21 protein-coding genes are annotated in these 17621 nt (G+C 69.3%); 6 read left to right on the forward strand and 15 right to left on the reverse strand.

Annotated features, from left to right (window positions below):
* Positions 1-133: 133 nt before the first annotated feature.
* Positions 134-1972 carry a DEAD/DEAH box helicase gene (locus ACLBXP_RS08995; RefSeq protein ID WP_447667429.1) on the forward strand — a complete coding sequence of 613 codons (1839 nt, stop codon included), beginning with the start codon at positions 134-136 and terminating at the stop codon, positions 1970-1972.
* A gap of 33 nt (positions 1973-2005) precedes the next feature.
* On the opposite strand, the gene ACLBXP_RS09000 is transcribed toward ACLBXP_RS08995, so the two are convergent.
* The 7 genes from ACLBXP_RS09000 to ACLBXP_RS09030 all read right to left on the reverse strand — a co-directional run bounded on the left by ACLBXP_RS09000 (position 2006) and on the right by ACLBXP_RS09030 (position 6532).
* Positions 2006-2197, reverse strand: coding sequence for a ComEA family DNA-binding protein (locus ACLBXP_RS09000; RefSeq protein WP_447667296.1), 192 nt, complete (start codon positions 2195-2197; stop codon positions 2006-2008).
* 38 nt (positions 2198-2235) lie between these two features.
* Entirely contained in the window at positions 2236-3135 is a 900-nt protein-coding gene (panB, locus tag ACLBXP_RS09005) for a 3-methyl-2-oxobutanoate hydroxymethyltransferase (RefSeq protein ID WP_447667297.1), read from the reverse strand.
* Between the two features lie 81 nt (positions 3136-3216).
* A complete protein-coding gene (locus ACLBXP_RS09010) occupies positions 3217-3513 on the reverse strand; it encodes a DUF6166 domain-containing protein (RefSeq protein ID WP_447667298.1) in 297 nt (98 codons plus the stop codon).
* The gene (locus ACLBXP_RS09015; protein WP_447667299.1) at positions 3510-3728 is read right to left on the reverse strand and encodes a hypothetical protein; all 219 of its coding nucleotides are present in this window, start codon (positions 3726-3728) and stop codon (positions 3510-3512) included. Before ACLBXP_RS09015 ends, ACLBXP_RS09010 begins: the two co-directional genes overlap by 4 nt.
* Positions 3729-3754: 26 nt before the next feature.
* Entirely contained in the window at positions 3755-4144 is a 390-nt protein-coding gene (locus ACLBXP_RS09020) for a hypothetical protein (RefSeq protein ID WP_447667300.1), read from the reverse strand.
* Positions 4145-4208: 64 nt separating this feature from the next.
* Positions 4209-5000 carry a sterol desaturase family protein gene (locus ACLBXP_RS09025; RefSeq protein ID WP_447667301.1) on the reverse strand — a complete coding sequence of 264 codons (792 nt, stop codon included), beginning with the start codon at positions 4998-5000 and terminating at the stop codon, positions 4209-4211.
* A gap of 116 nt (positions 5001-5116) precedes the next feature.
* Positions 5117-6532, reverse strand: a complete 1416-nt coding sequence (locus ACLBXP_RS09030; RefSeq protein WP_447667302.1) for an MFS transporter — start codon at positions 6530-6532, stop codon at positions 5117-5119.
* 165 nt (positions 6533-6697) lie between these two features.
* Here ACLBXP_RS09030 and ACLBXP_RS09035 point away from each other — a divergent pair, with 165 nt between their 5' ends.
* The 4 genes from ACLBXP_RS09035 (at position 6698) to ACLBXP_RS09050 (ending at position 9464) form a co-directional block, all read left to right on the forward strand.
* Positions 6698-7465 (forward strand): GntR family transcriptional regulator, encoded by a 768-nt coding sequence (locus ACLBXP_RS09035; protein ID WP_447667303.1) that lies wholly within the window; start codon positions 6698-6700, stop codon positions 7463-7465.
* A 196-nt stretch (positions 7466-7661) separates the two neighbouring features.
* Complete coding sequence (locus ACLBXP_RS09040) at positions 7662-8366, forward strand: L,D-transpeptidase (RefSeq protein ID WP_447667304.1); 705 nt, start codon at positions 7662-7664, stop codon at positions 8364-8366.
* Positions 8367-8566: 200 nt separating this feature from the next.
* Positions 8567-9121: a PAS domain-containing protein gene (locus ACLBXP_RS09045; protein WP_447667305.1), complete on the forward strand. Its 555-nt coding sequence runs from the start codon at positions 8567-8569 to the stop codon at positions 9119-9121.
* Between the two features lie 166 nt (positions 9122-9287).
* Positions 9288-9464 carry a hypothetical protein gene (locus ACLBXP_RS09050; protein ID WP_447667306.1) on the forward strand — a complete coding sequence of 59 codons (177 nt, stop codon included), beginning with the start codon at positions 9288-9290 and terminating at the stop codon, positions 9462-9464.
* 41 nt (positions 9465-9505) lie between these two features.
* Here the strand turns inward: ACLBXP_RS09050 and cynS are convergent, their stop codons facing one another.
* From cynS to ACLBXP_RS09070, 4 genes are all read right to left on the reverse strand, one after another.
* Positions 9506-9994, reverse strand: coding sequence for a cyanase (gene cynS / locus ACLBXP_RS09055; RefSeq protein ID WP_447667307.1), 489 nt, complete (start codon positions 9992-9994; stop codon positions 9506-9508).
* A 116-nt stretch (positions 9995-10110) separates the two neighbouring features.
* The gene (locus ACLBXP_RS09060; protein ID WP_447667308.1) at positions 10111-11088 is read right to left on the reverse strand and encodes an ABC transporter ATP-binding protein; all 978 of its coding nucleotides are present in this window, start codon (positions 11086-11088) and stop codon (positions 10111-10113) included.
* 8 nt (positions 11089-11096) lie between these two features.
* On the reverse strand, positions 11097-11936 hold the full coding sequence (gene ntrB, locus ACLBXP_RS09065; protein WP_447667309.1) for a nitrate ABC transporter permease: 840 nt from the start codon (positions 11934-11936) through the stop codon (positions 11097-11099).
* 3 nt (positions 11937-11939) lie between these two features.
* On the reverse strand, positions 11940-13310 hold the full coding sequence (locus ACLBXP_RS09070; protein WP_447667310.1) for a CmpA/NrtA family ABC transporter substrate-binding protein: 1371 nt from the start codon (positions 13308-13310) through the stop codon (positions 11940-11942).
* Between the two features lie 213 nt (positions 13311-13523).
* Between ACLBXP_RS09070 and ACLBXP_RS09075 the strand changes: the two genes are divergently transcribed.
* Complete coding sequence (locus ACLBXP_RS09075) at positions 13524-15377, forward strand: sigma 54-interacting transcriptional regulator (RefSeq protein ID WP_447667311.1); 1854 nt, start codon at positions 13524-13526, stop codon at positions 15375-15377.
* A gap of 114 nt (positions 15378-15491) precedes the next feature.
* Here the strand turns inward: ACLBXP_RS09075 and ACLBXP_RS09080 are convergent, their stop codons facing one another.
* The 4 genes from ACLBXP_RS09080 to ACLBXP_RS09095 are packed head-to-tail and all read right to left on the reverse strand — an operon-like array spanning position 15492 to position 17572.
* A complete protein-coding gene (locus ACLBXP_RS09080; RefSeq protein WP_447667312.1) occupies positions 15492-15956 on the reverse strand; it encodes a hypothetical protein in 465 nt (154 codons plus the stop codon).
* Entirely contained in the window at positions 15953-16609 is a 657-nt protein-coding gene (locus ACLBXP_RS09085) for a hypothetical protein (protein ID WP_447667313.1), read from the reverse strand. Before ACLBXP_RS09085 ends, ACLBXP_RS09080 begins: the two co-directional genes overlap by 4 nt.
* Positions 16606-17169 (reverse strand): GNAT family N-acetyltransferase, encoded by a 564-nt coding sequence (locus ACLBXP_RS09090; protein ID WP_447667314.1) that lies wholly within the window; start codon positions 17167-17169, stop codon positions 16606-16608. The genes ACLBXP_RS09085 and ACLBXP_RS09090 overlap by 4 nt, the downstream gene beginning before the upstream one ends.
* Positions 17170-17173: 4 nt before the next feature.
* On the reverse strand, positions 17174-17572 hold the full coding sequence (locus ACLBXP_RS09095) for an ABC transporter ATP-binding protein (protein ID WP_447667315.1): 399 nt from the start codon (positions 17570-17572) through the stop codon (positions 17174-17176).
* Positions 17573-17621: the final 49 nt, after the last annotated feature.

The raw sequence follows: 17621 nt of genomic DNA on the forward strand, positions 1-17621 counted from the left end.
CCCCGGCCCGGGCGTCGAGCCCGCCCGGGATTCACAACGTCGCTCCGGTCTGCGACGATGAAACCATGTTCGTTTCCCCCGCAGTCCATTGAGCCGCGTCCCGCCGTCCCTGCGCGCCCACCAGCGCACCCTGATGGCGCTCGTGACGGCCATCGCCTCCGGCGAGGCGCCGGCCATCACCGACATCCTGGCCGCGGTCACGCCCGGCGGCGGAAAGTCGCTCCTGCCCGTCATCGCCGCGAGCCGCCTGATCGCGGCGGGTCTGGTCGACCGGGTCGTCTGGGTTGTCCCGCGCGACTCCCTCCGCCTCCAGGCCGAGGAGGCCTTCGCCGACCCGCTCTGGCGGACGGCGCTCAGTCACGCCTTCGGCGTGCGCGCCGCCGACAACGAGCGCGATCCCGCCCGGGGCCTTGCCGGCTACGTCACGACCTACCAGGCGGTCGCGGCGGCGCCGGTCCTGCACCTCGCCGAGGCGCGCCGCCACCGGACGCTCCTCGTCGTCGACGAGGTCCATCACCTCCCAGTCGCAGGCAACGCCGGCACCGATGGCGCGAGGCCGGAGGCCTGCGAGGAGCCCGAGAGCGGAGCGTGGTCGCGGGCGATGCTGCCGCTGATGGCGGCAGCGACCTTCCGGCTGTTCCTGTCGGGCACCCTGGAGCGGGCGGACGGCCGGCGCATCCTGGGCCTTCCCTACCAGCCCGCCGCCCCGGGGCGAGCGCCGGACCTCGACCTCGACGCCCCCGGGCTCGCGGTCATCGGCTACTCGCGGACGCAGGCCCTCGCCGAGCGCGCCGTGCTCCCCGTGACGTTCGGGGCCCTCGACGGTGAGGCGAGCTGGCTGGAGGGTGGGCGGATCGCGGGTGACCCGCCCCGCGTCGGCCCCCATCGCCTGGGGGCCGGATCGGTGCGCACCACCACGCGGCCGGCGCTGTTCACCGCCCTGCGCACAGGCTTCGCCCGCGACCTCCTCAGCGAGGCCTTCCTGGCGACCCGCCGCCTGCGGGCCCGCCGCCGCGGGGAACTCGGGCTCGTTCCCGGCGAGGCCGCCCGTGGTCTGGGCAAGCTCCTGGTCGTCGCGCCCGATCAGGCCAGCGCCCGGAGCTACCTCGCGACGCTGCGCGGTTGGCTGCCGCAGGGGCAAGGCACGCGCGACGTGCGGCTGGCCACCTCCTCCGAAGGCGACGCCCATGCGGCGCTCGCGGCCTTCCGGCTGACGGCGGAGCCCGCCATCCTCGTCACCGTCGCGATGGCCTACGAAGGGCTCGATGCGCCCGAAGTCGCGGTCGTCGCGGCGCTGACCCACATCCGCTCGCGGCCCTGGCTCGAACAGATGCTCGCACGCGCCACGCGGGTCGATCCGCACGGCGGATCCTACGCCGATCAGCGCGCCCTGGTCTTCCACCCCGACGACCCGCTCTTCGCCCGGTTCCGGGCCGAGCTGGAGACGGAGCAGGGCCAGAGCGTCCAGCGCCCACGCCAGCCGACGGTGTCCGCGGCGACGCCGGAGCGCGTGCGCTGGCGCGACGAGGACCCGGGCGGGATCACGCCGCTCGAGAGCAACGCGATCGGCCTGCGCTACGCCCTGCTGCGGCCGCGCCTGGTGAAAGCCCCCGCCGCGGCGGCTGCCGCGGAGCCGCCGTCGTTGACCGAACGAAGCCTGCGGCAGCGGCTTGCCGCGGTCGTCGCCGCACAGGCCGCGGAGGACGAGGCCGCCTTCCGCGTCCCCCGCGGCGGCAACCTCGCCCACCGCTACAACGCGGTGCTGAAGCGCGTTCTCGGCAAGGGACGCGGGGCGATGACGCTGCCGGAACTGGAGGCTGCCCTGGCCTGGCTCGACCGCAACCGCCTCTGCGATCACCTCCACCGCCTCGACGGTGATGCCCGCTACGCCTGGTCGGCGCGCCAACGGAGGGGCGGCTGGGCACGCGCGGTGAGCGCGCCGCTCGACAGCCGGACAGGCTTCACGAAGTGAACCGCGCGTCCGGCCCGCGGATGCCGGGCGGTCTCAGCTGTCCGCGACGGTCACGGCACGACCGATGCCGTCCGTCTTGCCCGCGAGGCCCGGCACCTCGTCCAGCTGGCGCAGGCTGGTGAAACGACCCCGCTCCTCCCGGTAGCGCACGATCTCGAAGCCATGCCCCTTCAGGGCGGGGATCGCGTCCAGTTCCTCGGCGGTTGCGGTGTTCAGGTCGATCATCGAGCGGCTTCGCCTTTCGTCGCGGGGGCCTCCTCCACCTATATCTGCTTCCTGCGCTCCACCAGCGACCGGAACTTGTCGTACTCGGCCGGATCGACGCGGTAGGAATGGTCGTCGTCCGGGAACCTGACCGCCTTCACGTCCTCGACGTAGGCGCGGATGCCGGCGACGGCGACCTCGGTGAGATTGGCGTAGCGCTTCGTGAACTTCGGCTTGAAGTCGGTGAACACGCCGAGCAGGTCGTAGGCGAGGAGGATCTGCCCGTCGCAGCCCGCACCCGCACCGATGCCGATCGTCGGGATCGTGAGCTGCTCCGAGATCAGCTGGGCGATGGGCGCCGGAACCGCCTCGAACTCCAGCATGAAGCAGCCCGCATCCTCGATGGCGAGCGCGTCCTCCAGGATCTTCATCGCGGCCTCCGCCGTGCGGCCCTGGATCTTGAAGCCGCCGAAGTTCGCGATGGTGTGCGGGGTCAGGCCGATATGCGAGGCGGTGGGGATGCCCGCATCGACGAGGGCCTTCAGGATGCCCGCCTGGCTCCTGCCGCCCTGCGGCTTGACCGCGTCGCATAGGGCCTCCTGCATGAAGCGCGCGGCGTTCCCGAGGGCCCGGTCGACCGTGCTGTAGCTCTGGTAGGGCATGCAGCCGAGCACGAACGTGTTCGGCGCGCCGCGCCGCACCGCCTGGGCGTGCAGGATCATCATGTCCATGGTCGCCGGGATGGTGCTGGCATGGCCGTGCGCGACCATCGCGAGGCTGTCGCCGACGACGGCGACGTCGACGCCCGCCATCTCGGCCCAGCGGGCGGAGGTGTAATCCGGGACCGACATGTAGACGAACTTCTCGCCGGTCCGCTTCGCGGCGCGGATGTCGAGGATGGTCCGCTTGCCCGCCGGGCCCGCGGCCCCTCCCCCGCCGGTGTCTCCCGTCGTGCTCATGCCCGTCTCCCGTTGCGGATTCTCGCGGACGGGAGGACGCCCCGCCGCGTTCTCTTGGGGCGCCTTGAGTCCCGCGCCGCCTCAGGCGAGCCGCTGGAGCACCCGGTCGATGTCGGCCGAGCTCATCTCCCACTCGTTCTGGAAGTTCGCCACGACGCTGCGCATGAAGGACGGCTCCAGGCGCTCGGCCCGCGCGACGTCGCCCAGGTGATCGACCAGGATGGCGTAGGCGAGCTGTGACGGCTCGGGGCCCTCGTAGCTCCACTCGAACCCGTTGCGGGTGAAGCACTTCGTGTCCGTGTGCTCGGCGAGCGGCGCGCCGTCCACCGTGACGACGATGCCGTCGATGGTGCGGTCGCCGACATATTTCTTGCTCACGAGCGCACCCCCTTCAGCTGGTGGCGCGGCGTGCGGCCCTCGGACCGGGTGCGCATGACCTCGGGGAAGATCCAGAGGCTGACCACCATGAACGGGCCGAGGAAGGCGACGGCCCATTGCGGCCCGCTCTGGCCGAGGTAGCCCATGTAGAACCAGCCGGCGATTGCTGCGAGCGCCACGGCTACCGACAGGCCAAACTTGATTGGAAATGGCATGTGTTCCCTCCCCGCACCGCTTGTTGTCAGAGGCTGAAGACCGAGCCGACGTGCTGGAGGAGCCCGAGCGCGGCGCCGACGCCGCCGAGCACGATGGCGAGCCCCGCCATGCCGTCGCGCCAGCGCTGGGGCCAGACATTGAACAGGCCAGGCGCGAACAGCAGGGCGAAGCCGCTCACGATGACGAGGCTCGTCCAGCGCAGGTTCGCAGCGCCGTAGGCCGCGCTACCGCCGATCAGGGCGAGGAGGAGCAGGACGTTGGCGGCGATCAACGCAAGGCCCAGCGGACGGCTCTTCAGGTCGGGGCGCGTCTCCAGCGGGAACACCCCGGTGAGCACGTAGAAGCCGGTGCTGGCCACGCCCGCGAAGAGGGCGAACCACAGCAGGGCCGCAACGTTCGGCTCGATCATCGTCATATCGACCTCCGGAGGGATATGGGCGGCGCCCGGTCGGCGCCGCTGTGTTGCGAGTGGAGCCGGCTCACTCGGCGGGCTGCAGGGCGCCGGTCTCGGAGGCTGCCGGATTGCGCGAGGTCTTGCGCATGTCCGTCCTCACGTGGCGCGTGTCATAGCCGTTGAAGAGCGTGCCGATGAGGCCGCGGTTCAAGTCCGAGGTGCCGAACAGCCAGTCCATGATCGGGAAGGTCAGGTTCATGTTCCGCTCCATCATGATCGACTGGTCGTGATGCGCGGTGTGGTGCCGGCGGTTCGTGTTGATGAAGGGCATATTGCGGACGAACCAGTTGTCCTCGACGTGGCAGCAGAAGTGCATGAACTCGTAAATCAGGTAGATGCTCGTCGTCGTCGCGATGAACAGCCAGCCGACATTCGGCGAGAACACGTTGCCGAGCACGATGGCACCGGGGATCGACATCAGCGTGAACGAGGCCAGCGCGTAGGGTGGAAAGAAGGTGACGCGATAGTCCCTGTGATCGGCGAAGCGCATCTCGTGGTCGGTGAAGAACTGGTGATGCTGCAGCGTGTGCCGGTTGTAGACGGCCCGCGCGATCGGGTTCTTCGACGGGCGGTGCATCACGTATCGGTGCAGCCACCACTCGAAGAAGTTGCAGAACAGGAACACGACCGGAACGGTTGCAAGCTCGGCCCAGCTCGGCGCGTGAAGGTTCGAGAGGTAGATGTACAGCGCCGTGAGACCGATCGTGTAGATGATCGCGATGTGCAGGAAGCCGTTGTACCAGCCCGCGACGCGCTGGCGGTAGTTCGCCCGGTAGGCCCGCTGACGCTCGCTCATCCCGGTTGCTGCGAGTTCCATGGCTTTCGCTCCGTTCCTGATGGCCTGAGAATACCACTGATATATCAGAATGCAACAGGCGCGAGCCCTCGCGGCCTGGGCATCGTCGCGCCCGGGCCGCAGGGTCGCTCCTCGCATCAGTGGGAGATGGCCTCCAGCGACCGGCCCTTGGTCTCGATGCCCAGGAAGGCCACGCTCATGGCCGCGATCACGAACGAGCCGGCACCGAGCGCGAAGACGCCGCCATGCCCGAGCGTCGGCAGGATGATGCCGATCGCGTAGGGCCCGATCAGCGAGCCGACCCGGCCCACCGCCGAGGCGCAGCCGGCTCCCGTCGCCCGCGAGCGGGTGGGATAGAGTTCCGGCGTGTAGGCGTAGAGCACCGACCACATGCCGAACAGGAAGAACTGCATCATCAGGCCGAACGCGATCAGCCAGTTGAAGCTCGGCGAGTGGCCGTAGAGGTAGGCCGCCACCGCACTCCCGAGCAGCATCAGCACGGCGGTCGGCTTGCGGCCCCAGCGCTCGACGAGGATCGCCGACGTGATGAAGCCCGGTACGCCCGCGAGCGAGATCAGGATCGTGTAGACCACGGACTTGGTGACGCTGTAGCCGGCCTCCTGCAGGAGCGCACCGAGCCAGGTGGTGAGGCCGTAGAAGCCGAGCAGCGCGAAGAACCAGGTGAGCCAGATCATCACGGTCCGGCTGGCGTAGCCCGGGCTCCAGAGCTCGAGGAACGAGAAGCGGCGCTCGCCGCGGGCCTGCTCCGGAAGGGGCTGCGGCTCCGGAAGGGCACGGCCGTCGAGGCGCTCGCCGACCTTCGCCTCGATCGCACTCATCACCCGGTCCGCCTCCTCGTAGCGGCCGCGATCGGCGAGCCAGCGGGGCGACTCGGGCACGAGGAACCGGATCGCGAAGAGGAACAGGGCCGGCACGGCCTGCGCGAGGAAGACGGCGCGCCAGTCGAAGTAGCTCAGCAGGACGTAGCTCAGGCAGCCCGCCGCGATGAACCCGAGCGGCCAGAAGCCCTCCATGATGGCGAGGTAGCGCCCGCGGTTGGCCGTCGGCAGGAATTCCGAGACGATCGCCAGGGCCACCGGGAACTCCATGCCCATGCCGAAGCCGAGGAGCAGCCGCGCGTAGCCGAGGGTCGTCGCGTCGGGCGCGTAGGCGCACCAGACGCTGCCGAGGCCCCAGAAGATCATGCTGACCTGGAACACGACCTTCCGGCCGAAGCGGTCGGCGAGCATGCCAGAGAGGCCGGCGCCCAGGAACATGCCGACGAAGCTCATGCTGGAGAGGAGCCCCGCCTGAGCGGTCGTGAGGCCGAACTCCGTCTTGATCGACCCGAGCAGGAAGGTGAGCGAGCCGAGATCGATCGAGTCGAAGAACCACGCCGTCGCGATGATGAGGAAGATGTTGCGCTGGAACTGCGTCATCGGCAGGCGCTCAAGCCGCGCCGCGACCATCGCGCGCGAGGCGCGCGCCGTCGCGGTTTCGGCGGCCTGTTCGGGCACGGCCGCGCTGGCTCCCAAGGCGATCTGGCCTACCATCGTTTGCCTCCCGGGCATGTTATATGTGCGTGGGAAGCATGCCGGATATGCGTGAGATGCGCAAGATATATCAGATTGCAGAGATTGGGGGATGCTCCTCGTGCGGCCCGTGTGCGCACCGCCTCCCCGTGGTATCCAAGGCGCCGGCAGTTCGATGGGGGGACGATGAACTTCGTGACCGGCAAGGCCCTGACCGGCAAGACCGCGGCTGTTCGGGCGGAGACCCAGGGCCGTAAGCCTGCGCGCAAGCCGGTCGCCGGCCCATCCGGTCCGGCGGCGGGCCAGGATGACCTCCCCGACCTCACGCTGACCCAGAAGGCCTATCAGCAGCTGGAGGAGCTAATCACGACGCTCGCGCTCCCCCCCGGGATGGTGCTCGGCGAGCAGAATCTCGTGCAACGGCTCGGGATCGGGCGCACGCCGATCCGCGAGGCGCTGCAGCGCCTCGCCCGCGACGGGCTCGTGGTCGTGATGCCCCGCCGCGGCATCCTCGTGTCCGAGATCAACGTGCGGACCCAGCTGAGACTTCTGGAGACGCGCCGCGTCCTGGAGCGCCTCATCGCCCGTCTCGCCGCCGAGCGCGCGACGCCGGAGGAGCGTGCGGTCTTCGCGAGCCTCGCCGAGGCCATGCGCGAGGCAGCCGCGGCGGCCGACGACCTCGCCTTCATGCGCCTCGACAACCAGTTCAACGAACTGATCGCCGCAGCCTCGCGCAACGAGTTCGCGGTGCGCTCGCTGGCCAACATGGCCGGGCTCTCGCGGCGCTTCTGGTACCAGCACTACAAGCAGGCCGCAGACCTGCCGCTGAGCGCGACCCTGCATGCTGACGTGTGCGAAGCCGTCGCCAACCGGCACGCCGAAGCCGCCGAAGCCGCATCCGACCGCCTGATCGACTACATCGAGAGCTTCGCTCGCAAGACGCTCGACACGTAGGGGCGAAGGGCGGCGAAGCGGAGCCTGTCGGGCCCGGTTTCCCGCGCGCCCGCGCCGTTCATCAAGCCGCCCCAATCGTTTGCCTTCTGCAGCTTGCGTTTGCAGGACGGGCGGCCCAACCCTTAAGCTTGACCGTGAGCGCGACCGGCGTAAGCCGGGGGCTCATCGCGTTGCAGGCCAGGGGAAAACCGGGATCATGAGCATGGACGGTGGAGCCGCCCTTGTCGGCGAGATGGACGAGACGGATCAGCTTCGGGCACGGCGTCCCGACCGTCGGTCGTTCCTGCTCGGCTCGGCCGCCAGTCTCGGTGCTCTGGGGCTGGCTGGTTGCGCGACGTCCGACGGGTTGCTCCTCGCTGAGGCGGCGAAGACCTACGGACCGATGCCGGACGAGAAATTCCCGATTCCGGCGGTGGACGTCAGCAAGGTCAACCCGAAGTACTTCCGCCGGACGGTTCAATACGACACCAAGGAAGTGCCCGGCACGATCGTCGTCGATCCGCGCAACTTCTACGTCTACCGCATCGAAGAGGGCGGAGCTGCCACCCGTTACGGCGCCAATGTCGGGCGCGACGGGTTTCTGTGGAGCGGCGATGCGTATGTGGGCCGCAAGTCTGAATGGGCGACCTGGACGCCTCCCAAGGAGATGATCAAGCGCCAGCCCGAGGCCGCGAAGTACGCCCGCGGCATGCCGGGCGGCCTCGACAATCCCCTCGGCGCCCGCACGCTGCATCTCTACCAGAACGGCGCCTACACGCTCTACACGATCTACGCCAGCAGCGAGCCTGAATCGATCGGCAGCGGCATCACGAGCGGCTGCGTCGGCCTGCTCAGCCAGGACATGATACACCTCTACGCGCGCACCCCGGTTAAGACGAAGGTCGTCGTGCTGCCCGCCTAAGAGAAGCGCATCCGCGAGGCGGCAGCGAATAGCCGATGCGGGCAGAGTTCACGGTTGCGCTACAGATATATCAGCCCTCCCGGTGCAGGCAGCGAGCGACGAAGCTGCTATATGCTGCCGTAAGCCGACACATCACTGTCATTCGAGGATCAACCCCTTCCTGAATGCAGGCGCTGCATCGAAAGGGACGAGGAACGCCGATGATCTTCGTGGCCGACACGACCGGCGCCGTGAGCTACGTCAGCCCGGAATGGTGCGCCTTCACCGGCCAGCCGGCGGCGGAAGCATCCGGCCACGGCTGGTTCCGCTGCGTGCATCCCCAGGATTATGAGACCGCGGTCACCTTCCTGGCCAGCGTCCGCGATCAGCGGAGCGAGTACTGCATCCGCCTGCGGCTGCGCCGTGCCGATGGATCGTACGCCTGGGTCATGATCGGCGCCGTGCCGTCGTTCGGCCCGCCCGCCCACACCTTCCTGGGGTATCTCGGCTCGGTCACGCAGCTCAGCCCGAGCGCCGGAGAGGGTCTGACCGCCTACGGCACGGCGGGGCGCTACGTCCCGCCACCCTCCCACCCGGCGACGCCGCCCGGGAACATCACCGAACTCATCGCCGACCACCTGCTGATCGCGCACGGTCTGGTCGAGGCCGACAGCGTCAAGGAGGCGTTGCCCGGCATCAAGCAGGCGCTCTTCGCCGTCGGCATGGCGCTGGCCCGCGAGCAGCGGGGCCAGAATCCCTCGGCCCAGGTCCACTGAACGGATTCACCGGACCGGTCTCCGACGCCCCGTTCGACCGATCCGTCGATCGTGTTGCCGGTTGAACCAAGCTTCCCGGGGTCCGTTGCCCTGTATCATCGGCAGACTCCCAGGCGTCGGTGGCTGAGGGAACGAGTACCCCCGCCTGAGCGTACCGGAGCCTGCCATGACCGACGACCTGCCGCACGCGGTTGACGTGGCGCGCCTGAAGCGTGCGATCAGCGAGACGGCCCGACTGCATGAGGAGGGCGTGCGGGCCCTGGCCGTCACCCGCCTCCTGCTCGCCGAGCGACGAGCCCTGCTGCTGGATCTTCGCCGGACGATCACGGAGAGCCAGCGCTAGGCCGGTGCCGCTCCCACTCGCACCCGGCCGGGGCGATCCGCTCAGGCTTCCTTGAAGCCGTATTCCGGCACGCCCTCCTCGTTGCCGTAATATTTGTAGGGCAGGAACTTGCCCGACATGGCGAGCTTCACGCGGTCGCCCTTGTTGTTCGGCTCGCGCTCCATGGTCATGTTGAAGTCGATCGCCGACATGATCCCGTCGCCGAACTCCTCCTGGATCAGCTCCTTCCAGGTGGTGCCGTAGACCATGACGAGCTCGTAGAAGCGGTAGATCAGCGGGTCGGTCGGCGGCAGCTGCGGGATCGAGCCGCGGTAGGGCGCCTCGTTCAGCATCCGCTCCTCGGCCTGCGAGAGGCCGAACAGCGCAGCGGCGCGGGCGGCCTGAGCCTTGGGCAGCTTCATCTGGCCCATGCAGGCCGCGGTGATCAGGATCGGCGAGATGCCGCCGATCTCCTCCTGGATGTACTTCCAGGTCCAGCCCTTCTCCCGCTTGATGTCGAGGAGCTTCTCGGTGAGGTCTTCGCGCTTCATGGGGTCTCTCCGGATCGGAGCCGCCCCGGCGGGGCGGCGGGTGTCTGGGGTCGTCATCGGACGGAGGCGGCCCGGCGGGCCATGCCCCGGGGCCGTGGGAACGCCTCCGGTGCGGGTCAGGCCCGCCGGGCGGGGGGCTCCGCCGCGATCGCCGCGGCGTCGGCTTCGCTGAGCAGGGGTCGCACGACGGGCGGGTGGCGCGGGTCGTAGCCGGCCGGCATCGCGTCGCGCAGCGTCTTGGAGCGCGTCACGAGGAAGTCGATCAGGTGGTTGCGCAGCGCGTAGTAGCCCGGCGCGTGGTGGAGTTGTGTGCGGTCGCGGTCCTTCGGCAGAGGGTTCTCGACGATCTCGGCGACCTTCGCCTCGGGCCCGTTCGTCATCAGCACGATCCGGTCCGCGAGGTAGATCGCCTCGTCCACGTCGTGGGTGATCATGAACACGGTCTGTCCGGTCTCGACGCAGATCCGGCGCACCTCGTCCTGCAGCGTGCCGCGGGTGAGCGCGTCGAGCGCCGAGAAGGGCTCGTCCATCAGCAGGATCTTCGGCTCGATCGACAGCGCGCGGGCGATGCCGACGCGCTGCTTCATGCCGCCCGACAGCTCGGAGGGCCGCTTGTGCTCCGACCCGGCGAGGCCGACCGTGGCGATGGCGCGCCTGGCCCGCGCCTCGATCTCGGCCTTCGGCGCCTTGCGCCAGCGCGAGGAGACCGCGTAGGCGACGTTGCCGAGCACGCTGCGCCAGGGCAGCAGAGCGTGGCCCTGGAAGATCACGGCGCGATCGAGACTGGTGCCCGCGATGGCCTGCCCGTCCACGATGACGACGCCCTCGCTCGGCGCCTCGAGCCCCGCCAGGATGTTCAGCACAGTGGTCTTGCCGCACCCCGAATGGCCGATCATGCAGACGAACTCGCCGCGCCGCATGGGCAGCCAGAGGTCCTCGAAGATCGTGGTCGCCCGGCCCCCGGGCGCCGGGTAGCGCCGGGCGATCCCCTCGATGGAGATGAACTTTTCCGAGTTGGACATGCGGCCGGTCCCGGCGTTCTGGTCGGGGGCGGTGCCGGTGGCGCGCCGCGCGAAGGGGAGGAGCTTGCTCATCGGGGGCCTCACTCCGGGAAGGTGACGAGGCGCTGCGCCCGGGCGAGCAACTGGTCGAGGACCATGCCGACGAGGCCGATCACCAGGATCGAGGTGATCACATTGGTGATCGAGAGGTTGTTCCACTCGTTCCAGACGAAGTAGCCGATGCCCGTTCCGCCGACCAACATCTCGGCCGCCACGATGACGAGCCAGGCGATGCCGATGGAGATGCGCATGCCGGTGAGGATGGTGGGGGCGGCCGCCGGCAGGATGACCGTGAAGGCCCGCCGGATCGGCCCGACCTCGAGGGTCCGGGCGACGTTGAGCCATTCCTTGCGAGTGCTCGATACGCCGAACACCGTGTTGATCAGCATTGGCCAAAGCGAGCAGATGAAGATCACGAAAATCGCCGAGAGCCCCGAATCCTTGATCGTGTAGAGGGCGAGCGGCATCCAGGCGAGGGGCGAGACCGGCTTGAGGATCTGGATGTACGGGTCGAGGGCCCGGCTCATCAGCGGCGACATGCCGATCAGGAAGCCGACCGGGATCGCCACAAGCACCGCGAGCCCGTAGCCGAGCGCGACGCGCCCGACCGAATAGGCGAGCTGGATGCCGAGGCCCTTGTCGTTCGGGCCCCGGTCGTAAAACGGGTCCTTGAGGTGCTTCCAGATGGTCGCGCCGACGTCGAGCGGCCCCGGCATCGCCGATTTGCCGGTCGTGGCGGTAGCACCCATGAGCGCGGCGTATTCGGGGTCCATCGCCTCGGTCTTGGCGGTCCCGCTCACCGCGACCTGCCAGACGAGCAGGATTGCGGCGAGCATCGCCAGCGAGAGCACGCCGGCGCGGAGGTTGAGGGCGCGCGCCATGGCTCAGCTCGCCCGCTTGATCTTGAAGGAGTCGAGGTACTCTTTCGGCTTGGCCGGATCGAAGGTCTTGCCCATCACCACGAAAGTCTTCGTTGTGGTCTCGGGCGCTGCGAAGCCGTCCTGCTTCATCAGCTTGGCGGCGTCGGTCGCGAGGTAGACCTGGCGGGCCACCGCCGCATAGTCGACCTCCTCCTTGAGCTGGCCCCAGCGCTTCATCTGGGTCAGGATCCAGACCGCGAAGGACTGCCACGGGAAGGCGTCGAAATCGACGCGGTCGGGCACCTTGCGCACCTGCCCCAGCCCATCCGCGAAGGTGCCCGTGAGCACCTGCTCCACCACGGTGAGCGGCTGGTTGAGATAGTTCGCCGGGGCGATCGCGGCGGCGATCTCCTTGCGGTTCTCCTTGTTCGAGGCGTAGGCGGTCGCCTGGATGATCGCCCGCAGCAGCGCCGCGTAGGTGTTGGGCGTCTCGCGGATGAAGGCCTCCGAGGCCGCGAAGGCGCAGCAGGGGTGCCGGTCCCAAATCTCTTTCGACAGGATGTGGATGAAGCCGACGCCGTCGTAGACCGCGCGCTGGTTCACCGGATCGGGCGCGAGGAAGCCGTCGATGTTGTCGGCCCGCAGGTTCGCGACCATCTCGGGCGGCGGCACGGCACGGATCTGCACGTCGGTGTCCGGGTCGATACCCGCCTCCGCCAGGTAGTAGCGCAGCAGGTAGTTGTGCATCGAGTAGTCGAACGGGACCGCGAGCTTGAAGCCCTTCCAGTCCTTCGGGTCGCGCCGCTCCTTGTGCTTCAGCGCGAGCGTGATGGCCTGGCCGTTGACGTTCTCCACCGCGGGCATCGTGTAGGCCTGCGGGTTCGAGCCGAGGCCCAGCGAGATCGCGATCGGCATCGGCGCCAGCATGTGAGCGGCGTCGTATTCCTTGTTCAGGGTCTTATCGCGGATCACCGCCCAGCCGGCGGTCTTCACGACCTCAACGTTGAGGCCCTGCTTCTCGTAGAATCCCATGGGCTTGGCCATGATGATCGGCGTGGCGCAGGTGATCGGGATGAAGCCGACCTTCAGATCGGTTTTCTCGGGTTTCGATCCTTGCGCGAAGGCCTCCGCGGCGAACCGCGTCGGGAAGAACTGGCTCACCGCTGCGAGCGCGGTGGCGGCCCCGACGCTGCGCAGAAAGGCGCGACGCTCGCCGTCGTGGGGGAAGAGCGCGCGCATCACCGCGCCCTCGACCGCGCGCCCGAGGGCGGCCTCGCCCGCCGACGCGACGTCGCGCTCGGCATCGTGGGCGGCCTGCGTCGCATGCATGCCACAGGAGCAGCCGCCACGACCCAGGCGGCGCTTGGCATCGAAGGGATTGTCGAACAGGGCCATCTGCGCCTCGCGATCCGGACACAGGGGATATGGCAAGGTGTGTGCCAGTCGGGCAATTCCCTAAAGACAAGCGACACCAGCGGTTTACCGGCTTGGTGCGCAGCTACGAAATGTCGTGTAGAACGGAATTTCGTAGTCTTTAAACGAGATTTCGTAATGCGTGGCGCGATGCCCGACGATCCATTCGTCCCTCCCACCGGATCCAACTTCGGGATGGTCTTCGAGGCGGGCGCCGAGGCCATGCTGGTGCTCGACCCGGAGGCCGACCGGATCGTCGATGCCAACGACGCCGCGGCGCGCCTGCTCGGCCATGCGCGGACCGGCTTGCTGGGCATGGCGGCGAGCGCCCTGCACCCGGGCCAGCTCCCGGCGCTGATCGTGTTCACCCAAGGCGTCGAGGCCAAGGGCCGCTGGTGGACTCACGCGCTGACGCCACGGCACGGGGCAGGTCGCGCCCTCAACGTCGAGATGGTCGGCACGATGTTGCCGGACGGGCTCGTCCTCGTCACGCTGTTCGATCTGGACGAGCGGCGCCAGCGCCAGGTCGACCGAGAGGCCGACCGCCACATGCGCGCCGGCCTCTCCGAGTGGCAGCGCATGGAGCGGATCTTCCGCGACATCGAACGGGAAAACCAGCTGATCCTGCGCGCGGCCGGCGAGGGCATCTACGGGGTCAACGCGGAGGGCGTGACGACCTTCCTCAACCCGGCCGCCGAACGCATGCTCGGCTGGGCCGCCGCCGACCTCGTCGGGCGGGACATGCACAGCACCGTGCATCACACCCACCCGGACGGATGCCACTACCTGCACCGGGACTGTCCGATCTACGCCGCCTTCCGCGACGGCGCGGTGCATCAGGTTGACGACGAGGTGTTCTGGCGTCGCGACGGCACGTCGTTCCCGGTCGCCTACACCTCGACGCCGATCCGCGACCGCGGCGCCCTCGTCGGCGCCGTCATCGTGTTCCGCGACATCAGCCAGCGCCGCGAGGCGGACGAACGCCTGCGGCAGGCACTCGCCGAGGTCGAGTCTCTGCGCGAGCGCCTGGAACTCGAGAATGCCTACCTGAAGGAGGAGATTCGGGCCGGCAGCCACCACCAGGGTATCATTGGCCGCAGCCCGGCCATCGAGGCGATCCGCCGCCAGATCGACCTCGTGGCGGGCACCGACGCCACGGTGCTCGTCACGGGCGAATCCGGCACCGGCAAGGAGCTGATCGCCCGCGCGATCCACGAGGCCAGCCGGCGCCGCGAGCGCCCCCTCATCCGCGTGAACTGCGCCGCCGTGCCGCGCGGGCTGTTCGAGAGCGAGTTCTTCGGCCATGCCCGCGGCGCCTTCACGGGCGCGCTGCGGGACCGGGTCGGGCGCTTCGAACTGGCCGACGGCGGCACCCTCTTCCTCGACGAGGTCGGCGAGATCCCCCTCGATCTCCAGGGCAAGCTTCTGCGGGTGCTGCAGGAACGCTCGTTCGAGCGCGTCGGCGAGGAGCGCACCCGCGCCGTCGACGTGCGCCTCGTGGCGGCGACGAACCGCGACCTGAAGGAGGAGGTGCGCCGCGGCCGCTTCCGCGGCGACCTCTACTTCCGCCTCAACGTCTTCCCGATCGGCGCGACCCCCCTGCGTGAGCGGCCGGAGGACATTCCGCTGATCGCCCAGCACATGCTCACCGGCGCGGCCCACCGCCTCGGCGTGCCGGAGCCACGGCTCACCGAGGGTGATGTCCGCCGTCTCACCTGCTATGGGTGGCCCGGCAACGTGCGCGAGTTGGAGAACGCCATCGAGCGCGGCGTGATCCTGGCCCAGCGCGGACGCCTCCGCCTCGACCTGTCGGAACTGGAGGACGCGGCCCCCGTCGAGGCCGTCGCTCGCACTGCCCCACCGATCGACGTCCAGGGACCCCGTCCGCGGAACGAGGCAGAGCGCCGCGCCCGCGACCGCGCCGAGATCGTCGAGGCGCTGGCGCTGTGCGGCGGCAAGGTGTTCGGGCCGGGTGGCGCTGCGGAGCTCCTCGGCCTGCGCCCGACGACCCTCGCCTCTCGGATCAAGGCCTGCGGCATCAGGAAGTGATGGCGGAGGGCGCGGGCTTCGCTCATCGCGCCGTTTGCGCGACCCGAAGCCTGCATGGCTCACATCCGTGCGAGCCCCAGCCGTCGCCAGGGAATGCAGGCGCGTGTTCCCGGATCAACGCGGCCAGAGTTCGATGTCGATGACGTCGGGCTCGACGGGCACGCTGTCGTCCCGACTTCCCTGGAATTCCATCCAGCTGACCCGGACGCCGACCGTCCCCTCGTCGAGAAGGAAGAAGGGGCCGCACGGAAGCGGGTCGGGCATCGACGGGCTCGAAAGCAAGAAGCGGCGCGAGGGAAACCTGGCTACGGCCGTCTCGACTTGGCTCCACGGCTTCCCGCTCATTGGCTCGGTGTCCCGGCGATCCGGCTCGGCGTCGTGGATGGCGATGCGGACATGCTGCTGCAGGCAGTCCTGCGTGTAGACGACGAGGCCGGTTGCGGGCACATGGAGGCGCCGCGCCTCCATCTCGCCCGTGATCTCGGTCGGAGCCGGGAAGGCCGCGTCCTCGCCGTCGACGAGGTAGAACTGGCCGTAATCGGCCTGCCACGCGAAGGTTGCCCAACCCCGTAGCGTCATCGGTTGGTATCCGCTGCCGCGTCGCGAAGGTCCTGCTTCGCGCGCACCCAGCGCCAGAACGGATCGTCCGAGGTCTCGGCCAGTGCATCCGGAACCTCGCCCAGGATCTCGGCCGCAGTGGCGGGCACCGAGACCCCGAAATGGCCGGTCAGCCACGCGCGGAAGGTGGTGTTGCGGCCCGGGATGGCGGGCGGCTCGGCCGGCCCGTCGAGGCAATCCCCGCTGATCTCCTCGTAGCCGACAGCGACGAGCCGCAGGAAGTCGAGCGGCGTGCGACCGAGGAGGCAGACGAGGCCTTCCGATCCGAGGTGGACGATCTGCAGGGCGCCGTCGTCGTCGATCCAGAAAGCGGCGTGCGAGCCGTCCCCGCCGGTGCGGGCGAACGGGACAATGCGGCCGTCGACCTCCGCTCCGAACCATGCCTCGGCGTACGCCCGCGCCTGTTCGGGCGTCGCGACCCGGAAGAGGATCGCCGTCACGCCACCCGCCTGCACCTCGGCGTCCGTGCCCAGAAGGCCGAGCCGGTCGCCCGGAAATGCCCCGCTCGCCATGAAGAAATCGTTCCGCTCGATCCAGTCGAACGTTGCCCTGAACGCGTCCGGTAGCGGCAGCGTCGGCGGGAGCCGGTCGGCCATCTCGTCGGCGTAGCTCATGCGGGTCGTCCCGGGCGCGGATGTCGGGCAGTACGACGGTGATGCGGCGGTGTCGCGACAGATCTTGCGACGTCCCCGGAATGGCGGTGCATCGGGACGGCGCGTCCCCAGCGGGTGTCCAGCGGTTCGCCCGCGACCGTGAAGCCGGCCTTCAGGAAGGACCGGATGGCGCGCGGGTTATCCGGATGGGGGTCGATGCCGACCGCGGGCACGCCGTCGGTGAACAGCCGGTCGACGTGCTGGCGCAGGATGCGCTGCCCATGTCCGAGACCTAGCGCCGCCGGCTCGCCGATGTACAGGTCCAGCCCGCGGGAGCCGATCGGCAGGTCGTCGAAGTGGTGCGGAGACCAGTCGGCGACGCGGTAGCCCTGGATGAACGCGAGCGGCACGTCATCGCGTTCGGCGATCCACATGGCAACGCGCGGCTCGGCGAGCTTCTCGGCCTCGGGCTCGACCTCGGGCGGCCCCCACCAGCGCCGGACGTGCTCTCGTGCCCGCCAGCGGGCGAGGAGGGGCAGGTCGGCCTCGGTCGCCCGGCGGATCTCGTAGTGGCCTGCCACAGGGCTATTGCCGGGCGGGCCGCAGCGGCCCGAGGAAGCCGCTCCACGCCATGCCCCGCGCATGCGCGTGCTGCGCGATGACCTGCAGGCCGCTCAGGATGCCGACGATGGGGAATGCGAGCAGCGTCCGGTCGTCCAGCAGGCAGCCGAGCTTGCGGCCGGTGACCCAGAGGTAGCCGAAGAGCCCGGCAAGCAGCAGGACGAGGCCCCATTCGGTCAGGCTCCAGCCCATGATCCGCAGGCCGTAGGGCGGGGCGAGCCAGGTGCCGAGGAACGACAGGCCGATCACGGACGGGAAGCCGAGCACGACGATGGCCAGCGCGGTCAGGAGGAGGCGCCGATATGTGCGCAGAGCGGCATCGAGATCCTCGACGGTTGGGCGGTCCGGGAGCTTGTGGTCCATGGTCGTCCTGCGTCTGATCGTGGGAACTCAGGTAGCGCGGGCTGGAGCG

The organism is Methylobacterium sp. A54F (assembly GCF_053346035.1).